The organism is Hominilimicola fabiformis (assembly GCF_020687385.1).
In the GTDB taxonomy this organism is placed as follows: Bacteria; Bacillota; Clostridia; order UBA1381; family UBA1381; genus Hominilimicola; species Hominilimicola fabiformis.
The window spans coordinates 14,103-33,774 of sequence record NZ_JAJEQM010000012.1 but is presented as its reverse complement, the minus strand read 5'-3'; the positions used below and the strand labels follow the sequence as shown (position 1 = coordinate 33,774).

Genomic DNA, 19,672 nt, shown 5'->3' with positions numbered 1-19,672 from the left:
AATATATTTTGGAGGTAATCACTATGTTAATGAAAATTTTATTCGCTTTAATCGCACTTACAGTAATCGTTCCTGTTGCTTTGTATTATAAGTCAGGCAAGACAAAAGGTAAGGAATGCCTTTTGATGAACGCAATCTCATTCTTCAGTATTCTTGGTGTCGGCGTTATCTGCACACTTGGCGGCGGAGTTAGCGCTCTTGCGGCAGGTACAGGTGCTGAAGCCGGTCTTACAGTCGGTGAAGGTCTAAAGTTCATCGGTGCGGCTCTTTCAACAGGTCTTAGCGGTGTCGGCGGTGGTATCGCCGTTGCATCAGCTGCATCAGCTGCTATCGGTGCAATGAGTGAAAATGAAAAGATTATGGGTAAAACTCTTATCTTCGTTGCCCTGGCAGAAGGTATCGCACTATACGGTCTTGTAATATCTATATTGATTCTTAATTCATAATAGGCTGAGTAAAATTGACCACAGCACTACTTTTTGCTTGGGGCAGTACAAGTGTACGGCACCGCAAGCTGCAAAGCAGCACTGTGAACAATTTTCTTTCAGCCTTTGGTAAATCGGGCGAGCGAGCCACCCCTCCGCCGTTGGCACCTCCCCTCAAGGGGAGGCGAGGGTTGTCCGTTACGGAGTGGGGAGAAAGCCACCCCACCGTCATCTGCGATAACACCTCCCCTCAAGGGGAGGCAATGGACGACGAGTGTAGTCCGTTACGGAGTGGACGGAGAATGGATTTTATTATTACAAGTCTGAAAGGACGTATGTTTTATGAAAATGTATTTAATCAGTGACAACATTGATACACAAATCGGTATGCGACTTGTGGGTATAGACGGATGTGTTGCTCACGACAGCGAAACTATTACTGCAGAAATTAAAAAGGCTGTAAACGACCCGGAACTTGGTATTTTGATATTTACGGAAAAAGCGGCGGCAATGGTTAAAGAATATCTTAACCATCTTAAAATTACATTGCACACTCCGCTTATCATAGAAATACCGGACAGACACGGCAGTCGTGATATTGCTAACAGTATCAACAATATGGTTCAAGAGTCAATCGGTCTTAAACTTTAAACAGGGGAGGTAAGGAATATGGAAAGCAATAACTTAACAGAAAAACTCAATACCTTTACATCGCTTGTTCTCAAAGATGCGGAACAGAAAAGAGAAAAATTACTTGAGAATGTTCAAAAGGAATATTCAGAGAGAATAGATGCAAAGGAAAACGAGCTTTTGCAGGGTGCATATGAGAATATTCAGCAGAATATTCAATCCGCTCAAAAAAGTGCAAATGAGAGAGTTCTTCACGCAGAGCTTGATTCAAAGAAAAAACTTATCATGCGTCGTGAAGAAATTATTGATGACGTAATGAAACTTTCGAGAGCAAAAATCGTTGAATTTATCGAGAGCGATAAATACGAAGAATGGCTTTTAAGCAAGATTGAAAAGGCTTTATTTGAAGTTGGAAAAGGTTCAAAGACAATTTATATCTCATCAGACGATATAAAGCTTAAAGAAAAAATTGAACAGATTCCCGACACGTCAAGAATTACGGTTGAGGCATCGGGTGAAAAAGATTTTCTTGGCGGTGCGAAGATTTTAAATACAGACAGAAAGGTTGCTGTTGACTATTCATTCAAGGAAATGCTGTCAGAAGAAAAGCAGAAATTCCTTCAAAGCAGTGGATTGGCACTGGGTTAAACGGCATACAAACGGAAAGGAATGAAGGTAAATGGCTAATACAAAAGGTCAGATATTCGGTATAAACGGCCCGGTCGTAAAAGTAAAGGGTTCAGATTCCTTTGAAATGCAGGAAATGGTATATGTCGGTAATGAAGAACTTATCGGCGAAGTTATCGGCGTAACTTCCGATACTACTATTGTACAGGTTTACGAGGAAACGACAGGTCTTAAAAAGGGTGAACCTGTAGTCGGTACGGGCGGTCCTTTGTCAATAACTCTTGCTCCGGGTATATTGTCTGATATTTTTGACGGTATCGAAAGACCGTTGAAAGAAATAAGAAATATGTCAGGCTCATTCATCGGCAGAGGTTTAAAGGTTACTAATCTTGACGAAAGAAAAACTTGGAATGTGGAAATGGTTGCGAAACAAGGCGACTATGTTACAGGCGGTGACATCATTGCCGTAACACAGGAAACAAGCCTTATCGAGCACAGAATTATGATTCCGCCGAATATCAAAGGTAAAATCGAATGGATTGCTCCGAACGGCAACTACACTATTGTTGATATTATCGCAAAGGTAAAGAGCGATGACGAAATTATCGACATAACAATGAAACAAAAATGGCCTATCAAAAAGGCAAGACCTTATACACAGCGTCAGCCTATTTCAAGACCGCTTGTAACGGGTCAGAGAGTAATCGATACAATGTTCCCGCTTGCAAAAGGCGGTGCGGCAGCTGTTCCGGGCGGTTTCGGTACCGGTAAAACTATGACACAGCATCAGCTTGCGAAGTGGTGTGATGCGGATATTATCGTATATATCGGCTGCGGTGAACGTGGTAACGAAATGACACAGGTACTTGACGAGTTCTCTGAACTTATCGACCCTAAGTCAAACAGACCGCTTTTGGACAGAACAATGCTTATTGCTAATACTTCAAATATGCCGGTTGCAGCGCGTGAAGCAAGTATTTACACAGGTGTTACAATTGCGGAATATTACAGAGATATGGGTTATGACGTTGCGCTTATGGCTGACTCAACATCACGTTGGGCTGAGGCACTTCGTGAAATATCGGGTCGTCTTGAAGAAATGCCTGCGGAAGAAGGTTTCCCTGCATATCTTGCTTCAAGACTTTCGGCTTTCTATGAAAGAGCGGGATATGTTACAAATCTTAACGGCAGTGAGGGTTCTGTATCAATTATCGGTGCGGTATCACCACAGGGCGGTGACTTCTCAGAACCGGTAACACAGAATACAAAGCGTTTTATCAGATGTTTCTGGGCACTTGACAAGTCGCTTGCATATGCAAGACACTATCCGGCTATTCAGTGGCTTAACAGTTACAGTGAATATATCGGTGAAGTTACTGATTGGTATGCTCAAAATGTTTCTCCGGACTTTATGGAAAAGAGAAATAAGATGATGGCAATTTTGCAAGAAGAAAGCAGTCTTATGGAAATCGTTAAGCTAATCGGTGCAGACGTTCTTCCTGACAGTCAAAAGGCTACTTTGGAGGTTGCAAAGACAATCAGAGTAGGTTTCTTGCAACAAAATGCTTTCCATGCGGACGATACATATGTACCGCTTGAAAAGCAAAATAAGATGATGGATACAATTCTTCTTTTTGATAAGAGAATTAAAGAATGTGTCGAAAAGGGCGTTGTGCTTTCAAAGGTGAGCGAAAGCGGAATTGCCGAGGACATTATCAGAATTAAATACACGATTGGAAATGACAATATTGATGGTCCGTTCCATGATTTACAGAGAAAAATCAACGAAACATTTGACAAGTTGATTTATAACCATGAAAGCTAAAGGAAAGGATATGAGCATATGGCAATAGAATATATGGGTCTTAATAATATTCAGGGTCCTTTGGCAGTTATCGAGGGAGTAGACGATACATTCTATGAAGAAATGGTTACAGTTACTCTTGACAACGGCGAGAAAAGAATAGGACGAGTTATTGAGATTTCCGGTGATAAAGCGGTAATACAGGTTTTTGAGGGTACTTCAAATCTGTCACTTACCAACACTAAAACAAAATTTATGGGCGAGCCGATGCGTTTGCCGCTTTCAAAAGAAATGCTTGGCAGAACGCTTGACGGTATCGGCAGACCGATTGACGGTTTGGGCGATTACTTTGCGGACGAAGTTCGTGATGTAAACGGTCAGCCTATCAATCCCGTTTCGCGTGAATACCCGAACAACTTTATTCAGACAGGTATTTCGTCAATAGACTGTCTTGCCACACTTATAAGAGGTCAAAAGCTTCCTATATTCTCAGGCGACGGTCTTCCGCATGACGACCTTGCCGTACAGATTGCAAGACAGGCAAAGGTTGTTGACCCTGATGACGAAAACGGAGAAAAGTTCGCTATCGTATTCGCGGCAATGGGCGTTAAGCATGACGTTGCAAACTACTTTAAAAAGTCATTTGAAGAAAGCGGTGTTTTGGGTAAGGTTGTAATGTTCTTAAATCTTTCAAATGACCCTGTCGTTGAAAGAATTATTACACCGAGATGTGCGCTTACAGCGGCAGAATATCTTGCATTTAAGCACGATATGCACGTACTTGTAATACTTACCGATATGACGTCATACGCGGAGGCACTTCGTGAGGTTTCATCTTCAAAGGGTGAAATTCCGTCAAGAAAGGGTTTCCCTGGTTATCTGTATTCAGATTTGGCTTCACTTTATGAACGTGCAGGTATTATCAAGGACGCAAAGGGATCGGTTACACAAGTGCCGATTTTGACAATGCCTAACGATGATATTACTCACCCAATCCCTGACCTTACCGGTTACATTACAGAGGGACAGATAGTTTTGGGCAGAGAGCTTAGCCTTAAAGGCGTATATCCGCCTGTTTCAATTCTTCCGTCACTTTCGCGTTTGATGAAGGACGGTATCGGTGAAGGCTTTACAAGAGCCGACCACCCTGAACTTTCAAACCAGCTTTTTGCGGCATATTCAAAGGTTGAGGACGCAAAGAGTTTGGCGTCAGTTATCGGTGAAGATGAACTTTCCGATATGGATAAGAAGTATATCAAGTTCGGCAGAGCGTTTGAGGAAAAGTTCCTTACACAAGGTAAGAATGAAAACAGAACTATTGACGATACTTTAAATCTTGGTTGGGAGCTTTTGGGTATGCTGCCTAAGAGTGAACTTGACAGAGTCAGCGATAAGACTCTTGAAAAATATTATCGTCCTGTGGAGGACGAAGAAGTATAATCCTGAGAGGGGGAATTTCAGATGGCAAAGACGTTAGCACCTACAAAAGGTAACTTGATGATGGCAAAAAACACATTGCGTCTTTCAAAGCAAGGCTATGAAATGCTTGATAAAAAACGAAATATCCTAATCAGAGAAATGATGCTTTTGATAGAGGAGGCAAAGGAAGTCGAGGCGAAAATCGAAGAAACCTTTGCCGCTGCATATAAGGCTTTGGAATCGGCAAACGTAATAATGGGTGTGAGCAAGGTGCAGAACCTTGCTCATTCGGCAGTGCTTGAAAACAGCGTAAAAGTTGATTTACGCAGTGTTATGGGCGTTGAAATACCTGTTGTTACGGCTGATAAGCCTGACGGCAGACCTGTTTACGGATTTAACGGAACGTCCTCGGCACTTGACGAGGCAAGCGTTAAATTTAACGAAGTTAAAGTGATGACGGTTAAGCTTACGGAAATTGAAAATGCGGTTTACCGTTTGGCTATGAACATAAAGAAAACGCAAAAGAGAGCAAATGCTCTTGAAAATATTACGATACCTCTTTATGATAAACTGTCTAAGGATATTCAGAATGCTCTTGAAGAAAAAGAACGTGAGGAGCATACTCGTTTGAAAATCATTAAAAGAACAAAAGAAAAACAGGGATAACAGACAAAAAAAGCTACTTTATACAGTAGCTTTTTTTATGCGAAAAATGTATAATATTCTTGATTTTTATATGTACAGTATGTTATAATATTGTCGAATATGAAGAGGTGGAATTATGGCAGTGAAGAAAAGAAAAATAAGCAAATTTGTTGCCGTAACAATGGCAATATTTGTTGTTTTATATGCAGTTGTATTTTCGACAAGTTTGTATGTACAAAAGACAGCTGAACAACAATGTTATGACACTTTGAGAAAATCTACTGAAAATTTAGGCAAGGAAATAAAAAATAATATATACAGCAATCAAGAACAGCTTGAAATTATAGCCGATGTAATCGCAAGTCGAGGTAATGCGGATTCGGAACAGACAAAACATATATTGAAGTCATATATGACAAGAGGACAGATTTCGCATCTTGAAGTGTTATTGCCCGACAACAGGGTGATAACGTCTGACGGAAACTATGCAGACGTGTCGGGTATTTTGTCATACGCGGAAGAGGTTGAAAAAGGCGAATACGTTTCACCAAATTCGACAGTGGATATAAGTCACGGTGATAAAAAAGTGCTGAAATGTGCAGTACCTATTTTGAAGAGTGGCAAAACGATAGGTATTCTTTACGGTATTATAGAAGTTGATTCACTTCCGACTTATTATGTTGCAGAGTCATATGCCGAAAATGCGTCAATATATTTGATTGACGGTGACAGCGGCGATTTTATTATGGATACTTGGCATTTGTCGCTCGGAAATATAGCTGATTGGAGCAATCACAAAGTAAAAAACGACTTAAAAACTTCAGAAATAGACAAGGATATAAAGAGCGGAAAAAACGGTTATTTAATCGGCTATTCCGAGAGGGCAAAAGAGAATATGTACTCGTATTATACGCCTGTCGGTATCAATAATTGGTCGGTTATGCTTTCTATACCGGAAAGTACCGTTATGAAAATTGCATGGAAAATCAAACAAGCCATGTATGTGATGGCTGTGATTACGGTGATTATCATTGTGGCATATTTTTTATGGCTGTTGTCGTTAAGAAAAAAAGATATTAACAAAGTGGAATATATGCTTGAAGTCGAGAAATCGTTGTTTGACGCACACAAGCATACCGAAAATGTCGATAATACTTTAGGTAAAGTTGCTGACTATATGAAAGCCGAAACCGCATTTTTTACAAAGGTTAAAAACGGAATAATCGATGAAGTATACTGTTGGTCAAATAAAGAGAATTTTGATATTAATGCGGCTGAAAACAGACCTGTAAAAGTTGTTATTCCTGGATTTAACGGTGACGGAACAAGTATGAAATTCGGTAAAAAGTTATATAATCTGAGAGATTACGGATTGCCGTATGACTATTATATCGACAGCTATATCGTAACGTCTGTATATGACGTGAAAAAACGTTTTGTCGGTGTACTCGGTGTTGTCAATATGGATAAGGTGTGGAAAAATGCCGATTATATCGAAAATGTTGCAGGCACTTTCTCGTTGGCTGTAAATAATATTTCTTCTTATAAGTCACTAAGGGAAATGGGAATTATAGATTCTCTTACGGGACTTTTAAACAGAAATTGTTTTGAACAGACGATTGAAAATTTGGATAAGAATGAATACAGAAATGTAGCGTGTGTTTATATTGACGCAAACGGATTGCATAATATTAATAACCGTTTCGGTCATGAGGCGGGTGACAATATGCTTAAAGCCGTTGCGCAGGCATTGCAGAGCAAATTCGGTTCGGATAAAACGTATCGTATCGGCGGTGATGAATTTGTTGCGTTTACTTTCGGAGATAGTGAAAAACAAATCGAAGAAAATATTGAAAGTATAAAGAACGATATTGAAAAACAGGGTTACAGTATATCGTACGGCGTGTCGTTCAGCGAGGTTTCAACCAATGCTGAAAGATTTATAAAACAAGCCGAAAGAAATATGCTTGACAATAAGTATTCGTATTATCATAAAAAGAGCGTCGAAAATAATAAGGACGACGATTGGACTATCAGCAAAGCAAATATCAGCGAACACGATATGGATACATTCTTGTCGGCTGTCGCTTCGAAATTTACGGGCGGTTATATCGTAAATTTTGATGATGATACAGTAAGAGTAATATATGTTCCGAAGTTCTTTAAGAGTATGCTGAAAATTACAAACGGTAAATTCAAAGAGGCTCTTAGAATGTATTTGAATGAAAAAGTTGATTCAAAATATCATCGTAATTATGAACCGTTCTTTGATTATGAGTGGATAGAAAGACAAATTCAAGAGGGTAATGTTCCTGAGATTGAATTTGAACGTACAAACGGTGAACTTGCAAAAATGCAAATTATTAAAGCACCTGATTACAGCGAAAATCACAGAGAAACGGTTTGGATTTTTGAAACAATAAAAGAAGTTGAGTAAAATAAAAACAGGTCTGTTCAAAAACAGACTTGTTTTTTGTTATAAGTATGTTATAATAGAAAAAGCTTGAATATTATCGAAAACTGTTTATTTTCGCTGGAAATCGGAGGAGAAATTATGCTTACGGAAAATGAATGGAATACTATTAATAATATGCTGCTTGAGCTATACACGATTGATGAACTTGATGTATTTACGAGCAAAATAATGAAAATGATACGAATGCTTATTCCGTACACGAAGGGCTGGTTTATCATTTTAGACGATGACCGCAAAATCAGAAAAGAGCAATCGTATTTTATCGGCTTGGACACGGACGTAAAGGATAAGTACACAGATGTTTTTTACAATGAGGATTATATTCAATATCTGTACGACTTTGTTTCGGAAACGAGTGTTTACAAGGACACGAGTATTCTTGAAAGTGATGTTCGTGAAAAAACGGATTTTTACATAAAATTTTTAAAACCCGAGGACATTATATTCGGGTGCGGTATCATTCTGATAAAAAATTCAAGAATTATAGGAATGTTCAATCTTTTCAGAAATGAAAAGAGCGGTGACTTTAATGAAAAAGAGTTGTACGTTTTGAACTTACTTAAAAATCACATTGCAAATATGCTTCATAATGTTATGCGTCTTGACAGAGCAAGCATTACGGTAAACAAAAGTCTTAACAACTTTGCAAAAACTTATGGTTTAACGTCAAGAGAATCGGAAATCTTAAGCCTTATCAATAAAGGTTTGTCAAATCAAGAAATTTCGGATAAAGTTGTCATATCCGTTTCAACGGTGAAAAAGCATATTTACAACATATATAACAAAACTGGAGTTTCAAGCAGAGGTCAGCTTATTTCGTTATTTCTTGAATGAGTAGAACTAAAGTAGTAGAAAAATCAAACTTTCGGATAATTGAAAAAATTCTTTTGCGGTTGTATAATAAACACAAGATGAAAGCAAAGAGGCTTTAAGGTATTGAAACAAATATCTTAAAGCCTTTTTTAGTATCACAGTACAAGCAAAGGGGCTTAACTGATTTTAAATCGGTTAAGTCCCGTTTTTTTATTTGATTAGAAAAAGGAGAGAAACATTATGCAGAAACTTTTTACAAAGGAATTCAGACCGGGTGAAAAATGGTCGGGACTTATCGGAAAGAACAAATATATTCACTTTAAAGCACTTGGAGATAATGCCAATGTATCAATTCTTCTTTACAATATGAGAGATACATCTGAAAGATACAATATGCCTGATACTCTAAAAGCACAATACACAGCACATCTTACAAAGGGCAATGTGCTTATGAGCGACAACGGCAGGGTGTTGGCGAGTATCACAGAGGACAGCTTAGGTTGGCACGATTCAATCTGCGGTCACACAACAAGAAAGATGACCAATGAAAAATACGGCAAGACATCATATCAGGAACAAGGCAATGATTTTTACAGATGCGGCGAAGAAAACTTCAAGATTGAACTTGTCCGCAACAATATGGGTAAAAGAGATATTGTACCATGCGTAAATCTTTTCTCAAAGGTGTATGTTGATGAGGACGGAAGTATGAACTATGTTTCGGATCACTGTAAAAAGGGTGCTACGGTAACGCTAAGAACAGAAATGGATATTATCTTTGTTGTTTCAAACACACCTAATCCGCTTGATCCGTCAACGGAATATCCGTCTGTTCCCGTTACAATGGAGGTTTATGACGCTCCAAAGACAGACCTTATGGACGAATGTGTAAATTCACGTGATGAAAATTACAGAGCATTTGAAAACACATGGGATTACTACAACTTACTTGGCGAATAATCAGAGGAGGAAAAGATTATGTATGGATTTATTGAAAAAGACAGTGATTTGAAAATAGAGGACGCAGTATATGACGAGGTGCTTAATGCAGGACTTGGCTGGATGCACGAATTGAAAAAAGGTCAGACATTCAGAATACTTGATATTGAGGGTAACCAAGCCGTTGATACGACATTTTATGATTTGGAAAACCCTGAGGATCACTACGGTGCGGTACAGACAATCGTGGCACAGAAAAATATTTATTTGACAACGGGAAGTATTTTAAGAGCCGAGTCGGGCAAACCGTTACTTGAAATCACAGCAGACAAGACAGGCAGACACGATACTTTGGGCGGTGCTTGTTCATCGCAAAGCAATACAGTCAGATATGCGAGAGAAAAGAGATATATGCACAACTGCCGTGACAGCTTTATGCTACAGCTTGCCGACACTACGGCAGACATTAAAAAGCGTGACCTTGCACCGAATATCAACTTCTTTATGAATGTGCCTATCACAAAAGAGGGCGGATATAAATTTGATGACGGTGTATCGGCACCGGGCAAGTATGTTGAGATGAAAGCATTGGCAGATGTTATGATTCTTATAAGCAACTGTCCGCAGCTAAACAATCCGTGTAACGCATACAACCCTACACCCGTAAGACTTCTTATCTGGGATTAATAAATTGGCAAAGGAAGATTAATATGTTCAGTAAAGTTTTAATAGCAAACAGAGGTGCAATCGCCGTAAGAATTGAAAGAACGCTTGCTAAGATGGGCGTAAAGAGTGTGGCTGTTTACTCAAAGGCAGACAGGGACAGCTTGCACGTTGAAAATGCCGATGAGGCGGTATATCTTGGCGAGGGTACGGCAAAAGATACATACCTTGACGTTGATAAAATAATCAAAGCGGCACTTGATACAGGTGCGGAAGCAATACATCCCGGTTACGGATTTTTAAGTGAAAACACTGTTTTCGCCGCAAAGTGTGAAGAAAACAATATCAAGTTTGTAGGACCTGATTCAAGTCAAATTAAGCTTTTCGGTTTGAAACACTCCGCAAGAGAAATTGCACAAAAAGCAAACGTACCGCTTTTGTCCGGTACGGGACTTTTAAAAGGTGTTGACGAGGCGATTGTCGAGGCTGAAAAAATCGGTTATCCGGTAATGATAAAGAGTACAGCCGGCGGCGGTGGTATCGGTATAAGAATTTGTGAAAACAAGGACGAGCTTGTTGCGTCATACGACAACGTTTGTCACCTTGCGGAAAGCAATTTCAATGATGCAGGCGTATTTCTTGAAAAATATATCAGAAAAGCAAGACACGTTGAAGTACAGATTTTCGGTAATGAATACGGCGAAGTTGCAACGCTTGGTGAACGTGATTGTTCGGTTCAGAGAAGAAACCAAAAGGTTGTCGAGGAATCTCCGGCACCGAATTTGTCTGATACGGTTCGTGAACAAATGTACACAGCCGCAAAGAGTCTTGCAAAGACAAGCGGTTACAGAAGTGCCGGCACTGTTGAATTTCTTTATGACGAGTCTGACGAAAAGTTCTATTTTCTTGAAGTCAATACAAGATTACAGGTTGAACACGGTATAACGGAAGAAGTTTACGGTGTTGACCTTGTTGAATGGATGATTAAAGAGGCGGCAGGCGAGCTTAAAGGTATTGAAGAATTTAAGGCGGTGCCGAACGGACATTCAATCGAAGTCAGAGTATATGCGGAGGACTGTATAAATAATTTCAGACCGTGCAGCGGTAAGATTGATGATGTTACATTTAGCGACAAAGCGAGAGTTGAAACTTGGATAAGAAAGAATATCGAAATTTCCGCATTGTATGACCCTATGCTTGCAAAACTTATTGTTCATGCGGAAAACAGAGAAAAAGCGGTTGAAAAAATGCTTGACGTTTTGACCGAATCAAAGATTTACGGCATAACGACAAACTTAGAATATTTAAAGAGTCTTATCCTTACAGGCGATTATAAAGACGGAAAGCTGTTTACAAAAATGCTTGAGGGATTTTTACCTGAAGAAAATGCACTTGAAGTGCTTGACGGCGGTGTTCAGTCAACAGTACAAGATGCTGACGGTATGATTGGGTACTGGACTGTCGGTGTACCGCCTTGCGGTGCTATGGACGCGTACAGCTTTAAAATAGGTAATAAATTGCTTGGTAACGACCTTAATGCGGCAGGTATTGAGCTTACAATGCGCGGCGGCACATACAGATTCAGAACGACCGCAAGTTTTTGTATAACAGGTGCGGATATGCAGGCAACGCTTGACGGTGAAAGTGTGCCGATGTACACGGTTATAAGTGCGTCACCTATGCAAGAGCTTAAATTTAAAACCGCCGCAAAAGGAATGAGAACATATCTTCTTGTCAAGGGCGGTATAGACGTACCTAAGATTATGGGTTCATCATCAACATTCTGTGACGGTAAATTCGGCGGTCATAACGGACGTGCATTGAGAACGGGTGATGTACTTCATCTTGCAGAGGATTGTCAGGCAGATAACTTTAATTCATTTGACGGTAAGTATATTCCTAAGATTGATAATACATGGACTATCGGCGTTTTGCCGGGCCCGCAGCCTACTTATGAATATTTGAAACCTGAATATCTTGACACACTTACAAGTTCGGAATATACCGTAAACTTTAACAGTGCAAGAACGGGTATCAGACTTAACGGACCTGTTCCGCAGTGGGTGAGAGAGGACGGCGGTGAAGCGGGACTTCATCCGTCAAATATACACGATAACGCATACGCAATCGGTACGCTTGACCTTACAGGCGACCAGTCGATTTTATTAGGTCCTGACGGTCCGTCGCTTGGCGGATTTGTTTGCCCGGTTACAACGGCAAAAGGTGAAATGTGGAAACTCGGTCAATTACATCCGGGCGATAAAGTTCACTTCCAACTTCTAACTCTTGAACAAGCCGAAACTATAAGAAAAAATCAAGATAAAAATATCAATCTTGATTATACGGACGTTGTTCTTCCGAAGCCTGCTCAGCTTGACGCGTCATATTCGATTATGGCAGAGGGAACACACGACAATACCGATTACAAAATCAGATTGCAGGGTGAAGAAAATATCCTTGTTGAATACGGCGATATGGTGCTTGATATTGAACTGCGTTTCAGAGTACATATTCTTATGAACGAAATCGAAAAATCGGATTTACCTGTAATTGATATGACACCCGGTATTCGTTCATTGCAAGTACATTTTGATGTAAATAAAATTTCTGCGAGAGAAGTTTGTGAAAAAGTAAAAGAAATAAATGCAAACCTTTCATCGCTGGACGATATAACAGTACCGTCAAGAATTATCAAACTTCCGCTTTCATGGGACGATCCGCAAACACAGCTTGCCGCAAAGCGTTATCAGCAGACGGTAAGACCGAATGCACCTTGGTGTCCGTCTAACCCTGAATTTATCAGAAGAATTAACGGTCTTGACAGTATCGGGGACGTTCAGAATATTGTGTTTGACGCAGATTATCTTGTACTTGGTTTGGGTGACGTTTATCTTGGCGCACCGGTTGCGACACCGGTTGACCCACGTCACAGAATGGTAACGACAAAGTATAATCCGGCAAGACCTTGGACGCCTGAAAACGCTGTCGGTATCGGCGGAGCATACCTTTGCGTATACGGTATGGAGGGCCCCGGCGGTTATCAGTTTGTCGGTCGTACAATTCAGATGTGGAATCCGTTAAGAGAAACGGAGTATTTCAAAAAAGGTAAGCCGTGGCTTTTGAATTTCTTTGACAGACTTAAATTTTATCCGTGCAGTGCCGATGAGATTTTACAGTACAGAGATGATTTTCTTAGAGGTAAATTCCACATTGATATTGAGGAAACTACATTTAATTTGGGTAAGTACAAGGAATATCTTGAAAGTATCAAAGAGTCCGCTCAAAAATTCAAGGCACATCAAGAGGCATCATTCCAAGCAGAAAGACAGAGATGGATTGAAAATGGACTTGACCATTTTGAATCGGATACGGAAACGGAAGATACTCACGCAGATGATGTTTTGCCTGACGGCTGTGAGCCGATTAACGCAACTATTCCGGGCAGTGTATGGAAAGTCTTGATTGAAGAAGGTCAGGAAGTTAAGAAAGGTGATACGGTTGCCGTTTTGGAAAGTATGAAGATGGAATTCCCTATTGAAAGTGAATACAGCGGAGTAATTGAAAAGGTATTTATAAAGACAAGTCAACAGGTTGACGCAGGTCAGATGATTGCGGCTGTAAAAACGGAGGAATAAGTAATGAAGTTTTTCCCTAAGAAATTATCATTGAAATGGATAAATCAAGCGTATGACAATAACGAACTTACACCTTACGAGCTTGTCGATGAAATTTTGAAAAGAGCCGAAGAAAATAAGGACAAGAATATTTGGATAGTTGCTCCGTCAAGAGAGCTTATGGAAAAGTATATCTCAAAACTTCCGCCGAGAAGTGAGGATAAACCGCTGTGGGGAATACCGTTCGCGATAAAGGATAATATCGACCTTGAGGGTGTTCCGACAACGGCGGCTTGCCCCGAATATTCGTATATGCCGAAAAAAAGTGCGTTTGTGGTACAGAAGTTAATTGACGCAGGTGCGTTCCCTGTCGGAAAGACAAATCTTGACCAATTTGCAACGGGACTTGTCGGTACAAGAAGTCCGTACGGTGAAGTGCATAATGCGTATGACGATAAAATGATTAGCGGCGGCTCAAGTTCGGGTTCTGCGGTGTCGGTTGCCTTGGGTATGGCGGCGTTTTCGCTCGGTACCGATACGGCAGGCTCCGGAAGAGTACCCGCAATGCTAAATACACTTGTGGGGTTTAAACCGTCATTGGGTGCTTGGTCCACATCCGGCGTAGTACCGGCTTGTGCAAGCCTTGACTGTGTGACGGTATTTGCAAACAGTCTTGAAGATACCGAAACAGTCAATCAATATGCCAAAGGCTATGATGCGGAATGTGTTTGGTCGAAAGAATATGAGGATAAAGGTAAAAAACTTCCCGAAAAAATATATCTTCCTTTGAAAGAACCAGCATTTTTCGGTGATAACGCAGATGTTCATAAGGCTAAATGGTATTCGGCAACGGAACGTATAAAAAAACTCGGAGTTAAGGTTGAATATATTGATTATAAAATGTTTTACGATGCCGCGTTAATTCTTTATGACGGTGCGTATGTTGCGGAAAGATGGGCTGACTTAAAAGAATTTGTCATTGAAAACGAGGATAAAGTTTTTCCTGTTACCAAGAAAATTCTTCAGTCGGGCGGTACGGAAGAAAAGACCGCCGCAAGACTGTTTGAAGATTTGCATATGTTGCAATATTACAGACACAAGGCAAAGGAAATATTAAAAAATGCCGTTATGGTAATGCCGACGGCAGGAGGCACATTCACAAGAGAACAAGTAAGGGAAGATCCCGTAAAGACGAACAGCTTAATGGGACTTTATACAAATCACTGCAACTTGCTTGACCTTATGGCAGTGGCAGTACCCGAAAATACGCAAGATAAAAATTTACCGTTCGGAATTACGATTTTCGGACTTGCGGACAGTACAAATCTTGTACTTCAAACAGCGGAAAGTTTTCTTAAAACCGAAAGTATCGATTTTGCGGTATGCGGACTTCACAAAAAGGGATATGCCCTTGAAAGTCAGCTCACCGAATTGGGAGCGGAGTATATCGAAAGTACAGCGACTGCAAAGGAGTATAAGCTGTACAAACTCAATACAAATCCGATTAAGCCCGGACTTGTGAGAGCGGAAAACGGTGAAAATATAAATATTGATATATTCAAAATACCCGTTTCAAAGCTCGGAAGTTTTATGAGTAACGTAAACACACCGCTTTCGATAGGCAATGTCGAGCTTATCGACGGCAGATGGGTGAAAGGTTTTCTTTGCGAAGAATACGCCGTAAAAGATGCGGAAGATATAACAAGTAAAAAAAGTTTTTAATATACAACGGCGTATAGAACATATGTGTTCTATACGCCTGTTTTAACAAAACGGAGGTAAAAATAATGGAAGCTGAATTTTCAAGAATAGAGATTATAGGAAGTATGTCTAAGGTTTCGGCATTTATCGAAATGCTTAGCTCAAAACACATCAAGGAAATACATAAGCTCGGAATATCGGGCATAACCGTTTACAATGCTATGGGCTGCGGTGTGCAGAGCGGAAGCTCGGAGTATATGCTTGATTTTACGGAACAGCCTTTAAGACTTCTTCCGAAAAGTACTATGATTATGATATGTGAAACGTCTAAAGTTAAAGAAGTTATAGAATTTTTAAAAAAAGAATTTTATACGGGACACATCGGTGACGGAAAAATATTCGTGTCTGACGTTCGTAATATTATTCGTATCAGAACGGGCGAAGACGGAATTGACGCTTTGCAGAAATCAAAGATAGATTAAATCGGAGGTTACTCATATGAAAAAAATCAGTCTTTTTGGTGCAGTATCAACCGGTGTGGGTATGCTTATCGCAACGAGCTGTTTCGTTTCGTCGGCAAGCGGCTCAAGTGCGGTCGGTACACCGTTCGTTATTGCTATCGTCATAGCGTGTATAGCAAATATGCTTGCGGTTTTGTCGATAGCCGAATTAAATGCGATAATGCCTAACCTTACCGGCGGTATCGCTCAATACACTCTTGCCGGACTCGGTCCGCTGTTGACTATTGTAACGATGGTCGGCGGTTATTTAATAAGCAATGTTTTCGCAGCACCTGCCGAAGGTGCGATGTTTGCAAATGTAATGACGGAAATGACGGGTGAGGCGATACCGCCTGCGGTGTTCAGCGTGGGAATAACGATTGTTCTTATATTCATTAATCTAAAAGGTGTGAATATGTCAACGCTTTTGCAGGAAATCGTTGCGGCATTTATGGTAGTGTCATTGCTTGCACTCGGTATTATCGGCGCACTCGGTTTGGGTTCGGGTGAACAGGTGGCACAAGATGCGGTTATTTCGTCGGATTTAAAGGACATTCTTCCGCTTACCGCAACGGCATTTTGGTTCTTTATCGGTGCGGAGTTTATTGTACCTTTAGGTAAGGATATGAAAAGCCCTAAAAAAGTACCGCTCAGTATGGTGCTTTCACTCGGCATAATGGGAATTATTCAAATATTGCTTGTATTCGGATTTAAAAATTATACATTGTGGTCCGATCTTGGAAGTGCAGCGTCACCGCACGTTCTTTATGCGGTGAATATGCTCGGTAAGTGGGGCAGATATTGGATGATTATTGTCGCTATATTTGCGGCGGTAAGTACGCAAAACTCTATTATTTGTTCAGTTTCGGAAATATGCTGCGGAATGGCAAAGATGAATCTTCTTCCGGCGTTTTTTCAAAAGAAAAACAAAAACGGAGCACCTTATTGGGTTATTATAATTTTGGGTGTGCTTACTTGCATTATCGAGGCATCGGGCATTTCGACAGGTGAACAGGTGGCATTTTTAACTCTTACTTGCTCGCTTTTCTGGATGCTTTCATATATTACATCACACGTCAATGTAATTATGCTAAGACGTAAAATGAAAAATGTTCCGCGTAACTTCAAGACACCGCTTTTCCCGCTTTTGCAAATCGTGGGTATAGCACTTCAGGTGTATATGATGTTCAATATATCAACTGACCCTGTACAAAGAAGAAATATATATATTTTGTGCTTTGTTCTGTTTGCGGCATTGTTTATATACGCATTCATTTGGGTTAAGTACAGACTTAAATTACCGCTTCTGAAAGGTATCGGAGTTCATCAGGTAATGATGATGGAAAGCCCTGAATATCATCGTGTTCACAGTGATTTGAAAAATGAAAGCAATACAAATATGGGGACTTAAAAAGTCCTCATATTTTTTTTGCAATTTGATGTCGATATTAATTGTATTATGGGTGTAGGTGTGGTATAATCGTATATATTTTATTATTTGAGGAGAGTAAAGATGAACTGTTTAGAGGAAAGAATTTTAAAGGACGGAATAGTTAAAGAGGGTAACGTGCTTAAAGTGGACAGCTTTTTAAATCATCAAATGGACATTGATTTGTTTAATGAGATGGGCAAGGAATGGAAAAAACGCTTTGAGGGTGCGAATATAAATAAAATTTTGACTATCGAGGCATCGGGTATAGGTATTGCCTGTATCGCCGCACAACATTTCGGTGTGCCTGTTGTTTTTGCGAAAAAATCAAAGAGCGTAAATCTTGAGGGTGAAATGTACGTTGCGGAGGTTGAGTCATTCACGCACAAATGCAAAAATCAGGTTATTGTTGCGAAAAAGTTTTTGAATGAAAACGACCGTGTATTGATTATCGATGATTTCTTGGCAAACGGTTGTGCGCTGCAGGGATTAATTCAGATAGTCAAGTCAGCCGGTGCAACGGTTGAGGGGATAGGAATAGCTGTTGAAAAAGGCTTCCAAGCAGGCGGAAGAATTATTCGTAACTTAGGTTTTCAATTAGAATCTTTGGCAATAGTTGACGATATGGACAGCAAAACAGGTATGATTAAGTTCAGAGAGGAACAGTAAAATGAAAAACAGTGATATTAATAATATTTATAAGTTAGACGGAAAAGTGCCTGTTTCAAAAGCTATTCCGTTTGGTCTGCAACATATTTTGGCTATGTTCGTTGCGAATATCGCACCGATTATTATTGTTTCAAGTGCTTGCGGTTTAGACACAACCGAAACCGCAAGACTTATTCAGACGGCTATGATTGTTGCGGGAATAGGTTCTGTAATTCAGTTGTATCCTATATGGAAAGTCGGTTCGGGATTGCCGATTGTAATGGGAATAAGTTTTACGTTTGTATCTGTGTTCTGTTTTGTCGGTCCTACATACGGATACGGAGCCATTGTCGGAGCGGTTATTATAGGCGGAATTATTGAAGGCATACTCGGACTTTTCGCAAAATATTGGGTAAAACTGATTTCGCCGATTGTGGCGGCTTCGGTTGTAACGGCTATCGGCTTTTCGCTTTTGTCGGTCGGCGCAACATCGTTCGGCGGCGGCTCGGGTGCGGAGGATTTCGGTTCGGCTAAAAATTTAATTCTCGGAACAATTACGTTGGTTTGTTGTATCGGATTTAATATTTTCGCTAAATCATATTGGAAACAGTTGTCCGTATTGTTCGGACTTATCGTAGGTTACATTGTGGCTGTGTGTATGGGTATGGTTGATTTTTCTGGATTGAGTACGGCACAAATCGTATCACTTCCGCAGATACTTCCGATTAAACCGACATTCAATATAGGCGCGATTATTTCCGTGCTTGTGATTTTCCTTGTGTCCGCAACGGAAACAATAGGAGATACATCGGCACTTGCGTCATCGGGATTAAATCGTGAGGTTTCAAAGAAGGAGCTTACAGGCTCAATCGCCGCAGACGGTTTTGTCAGTGCATTGTCGGGACTTTTCGGTTGTTTGCCGATTACGTCGTTCAGCCAAAATGTGGGACTTGTTTCAATGACAAAAGTCGTAAACAGATTTACGATTTTCACAGGCTGCGTTATTATGGTTTTGGCAGGATTGTTCCCTATGTTCGGAACATTACTTGCAACATTGCCTGAGGCTGTGCTTGGCGGCTGTACGCTTATGATGTTCGGTAATATTGTTATAAGCGGTTTGCAGATGATTGCAAAATGCGGTTTTTCACAAAGAAATATTATTATCGCCGCATTGTCATTGAGTATCGGACTTGGCTTTACGCAAGTTCCTGAAATTTTCTCAATCTTTCCGCAAATCATTCAAAACGTGTTCGCTGAAAACTGCGTTGCGGTTGTGTTCTTGGTTTCGATAATTTTGAATTTGGTGCTGCCGAAAAATATGGAGGCTCATCAATCATAA

General features: G+C 40.3%; 16 protein-coding genes. All 16 read left to right on the top strand.

All coding sequences use genetic code 11. The features are described 5' to 3' along the window. Positions 1–23: 23 nt before the first annotated feature. The 16 genes from LKE05_RS09185 to LKE05_RS09110 all read left to right on the top strand — a co-directional run bounded on the left by LKE05_RS09185 (position 24) and on the right by LKE05_RS09110 (position 19,672). A complete protein-coding gene (locus tag LKE05_RS09185) occupies positions 24–446 on the top strand; it encodes an ATP synthase subunit C (protein ID WP_117967775.1) in 423 nt (140 codons plus the stop codon). Positions 447–767: 321 nt separating this feature from the next. Beyond that, on the top strand, positions 768–1,076 hold the full coding sequence (locus LKE05_RS09180; protein WP_022230585.1) for a V-type ATP synthase subunit F: 309 nt from the start codon (positions 768–770) through the stop codon (positions 1,074–1,076). An 18-nt stretch (positions 1,077–1,094) separates the two neighbouring features. Beyond that, positions 1,095–1,703 (top strand): V-type ATP synthase subunit E, encoded by a 609-nt coding sequence (locus tag LKE05_RS09175; protein ID WP_022230586.1) that lies wholly within the window; start codon positions 1,095–1,097, stop codon positions 1,701–1,703. Positions 1,704–1,734: 31 nt separating this feature from the next. Next, on the top strand, positions 1,735–3,507 hold the full coding sequence (locus LKE05_RS09170; protein ID WP_117967770.1) for a V-type ATP synthase subunit A: 1,773 nt from the start codon (positions 1,735–1,737) through the stop codon (positions 3,505–3,507). An 18-nt stretch (positions 3,508–3,525) separates the two neighbouring features. Continuing rightward, entirely contained in the window at positions 3,526–4,926 is a 1,401-nt protein-coding gene (locus LKE05_RS09165) for a V-type ATP synthase subunit B (RefSeq protein ID WP_022230588.1), read from the top strand. Positions 4,927–4,947: 21 nt separating this feature from the next. Beyond that, positions 4,948–5,571 carry a V-type ATP synthase subunit D gene (locus LKE05_RS09160; protein ID WP_022230589.1) on the top strand — a complete coding sequence of 208 codons (624 nt, stop codon included), beginning with the start codon at positions 4,948–4,950 and terminating at the stop codon, positions 5,569–5,571. A gap of 115 nt (positions 5,572–5,686) precedes the next feature. Continuing rightward, on the top strand, positions 5,687–7,987 hold the full coding sequence (locus tag LKE05_RS09155; protein ID WP_308456616.1) for a sensor domain-containing diguanylate cyclase: 2,301 nt from the start codon (positions 5,687–5,689) through the stop codon (positions 7,985–7,987). Between the two features lie 117 nt (positions 7,988–8,104). Next, positions 8,105–8,860, top strand: a complete 756-nt coding sequence (locus LKE05_RS09150) for a helix-turn-helix domain-containing protein (protein ID WP_308456615.1) — start codon at positions 8,105–8,107, stop codon at positions 8,858–8,860. A gap of 219 nt (positions 8,861–9,079) precedes the next feature. Beyond that, positions 9,080–9,799 carry an urea amidolyase associated protein UAAP1 gene (locus LKE05_RS09145; protein ID WP_308456614.1) on the top strand — a complete coding sequence of 240 codons (720 nt, stop codon included), beginning with the start codon at positions 9,080–9,082 and terminating at the stop codon, positions 9,797–9,799. An 18-nt stretch (positions 9,800–9,817) separates the two neighbouring features. Continuing rightward, positions 9,818–10,465, top strand: coding sequence for an urea amidolyase associated protein UAAP2 (locus LKE05_RS09140; RefSeq protein WP_022230593.1), 648 nt, complete (start codon positions 9,818–9,820; stop codon positions 10,463–10,465). A 23-nt stretch (positions 10,466–10,488) separates the two neighbouring features. Continuing rightward, positions 10,489–14,076 (top strand): urea carboxylase, encoded by a 3,588-nt coding sequence (gene uca, locus LKE05_RS09135; RefSeq protein ID WP_308456613.1) that lies wholly within the window; start codon positions 10,489–10,491, stop codon positions 14,074–14,076. A 3-nt stretch (positions 14,077–14,079) separates the two neighbouring features. Further along, positions 14,080–15,777 (top strand): allophanate hydrolase, encoded by a 1,698-nt coding sequence (locus LKE05_RS09130; RefSeq protein WP_308456612.1) that lies wholly within the window; start codon positions 14,080–14,082, stop codon positions 15,775–15,777. A 65-nt stretch (positions 15,778–15,842) separates the two neighbouring features. Beyond that, the gene (locus tag LKE05_RS09125; protein ID WP_308456611.1) at positions 15,843–16,238 is read left to right on the top strand and encodes a P-II family nitrogen regulator; all 396 of its coding nucleotides are present in this window, start codon (positions 15,843–15,845) and stop codon (positions 16,236–16,238) included. Between the two features lie 16 nt (positions 16,239–16,254). Further along, positions 16,255–17,667 (top strand): APC family permease, encoded by a 1,413-nt coding sequence (locus tag LKE05_RS09120; protein WP_308456610.1) that lies wholly within the window; start codon positions 16,255–16,257, stop codon positions 17,665–17,667. A 102-nt stretch (positions 17,668–17,769) separates the two neighbouring features. Beyond that, positions 17,770–18,354, top strand: a complete 585-nt coding sequence (locus tag LKE05_RS09115) for a xanthine phosphoribosyltransferase (RefSeq protein WP_022230598.1) — start codon at positions 17,770–17,772, stop codon at positions 18,352–18,354. A 1-nt stretch (position 18,355) separates the two neighbouring features. Continuing rightward, positions 18,356–19,672 (top strand): nucleobase:cation symporter-2 family protein, encoded by a 1,317-nt coding sequence (locus LKE05_RS09110; RefSeq protein ID WP_022230599.1) that lies wholly within the window; start codon positions 18,356–18,358, stop codon positions 19,670–19,672.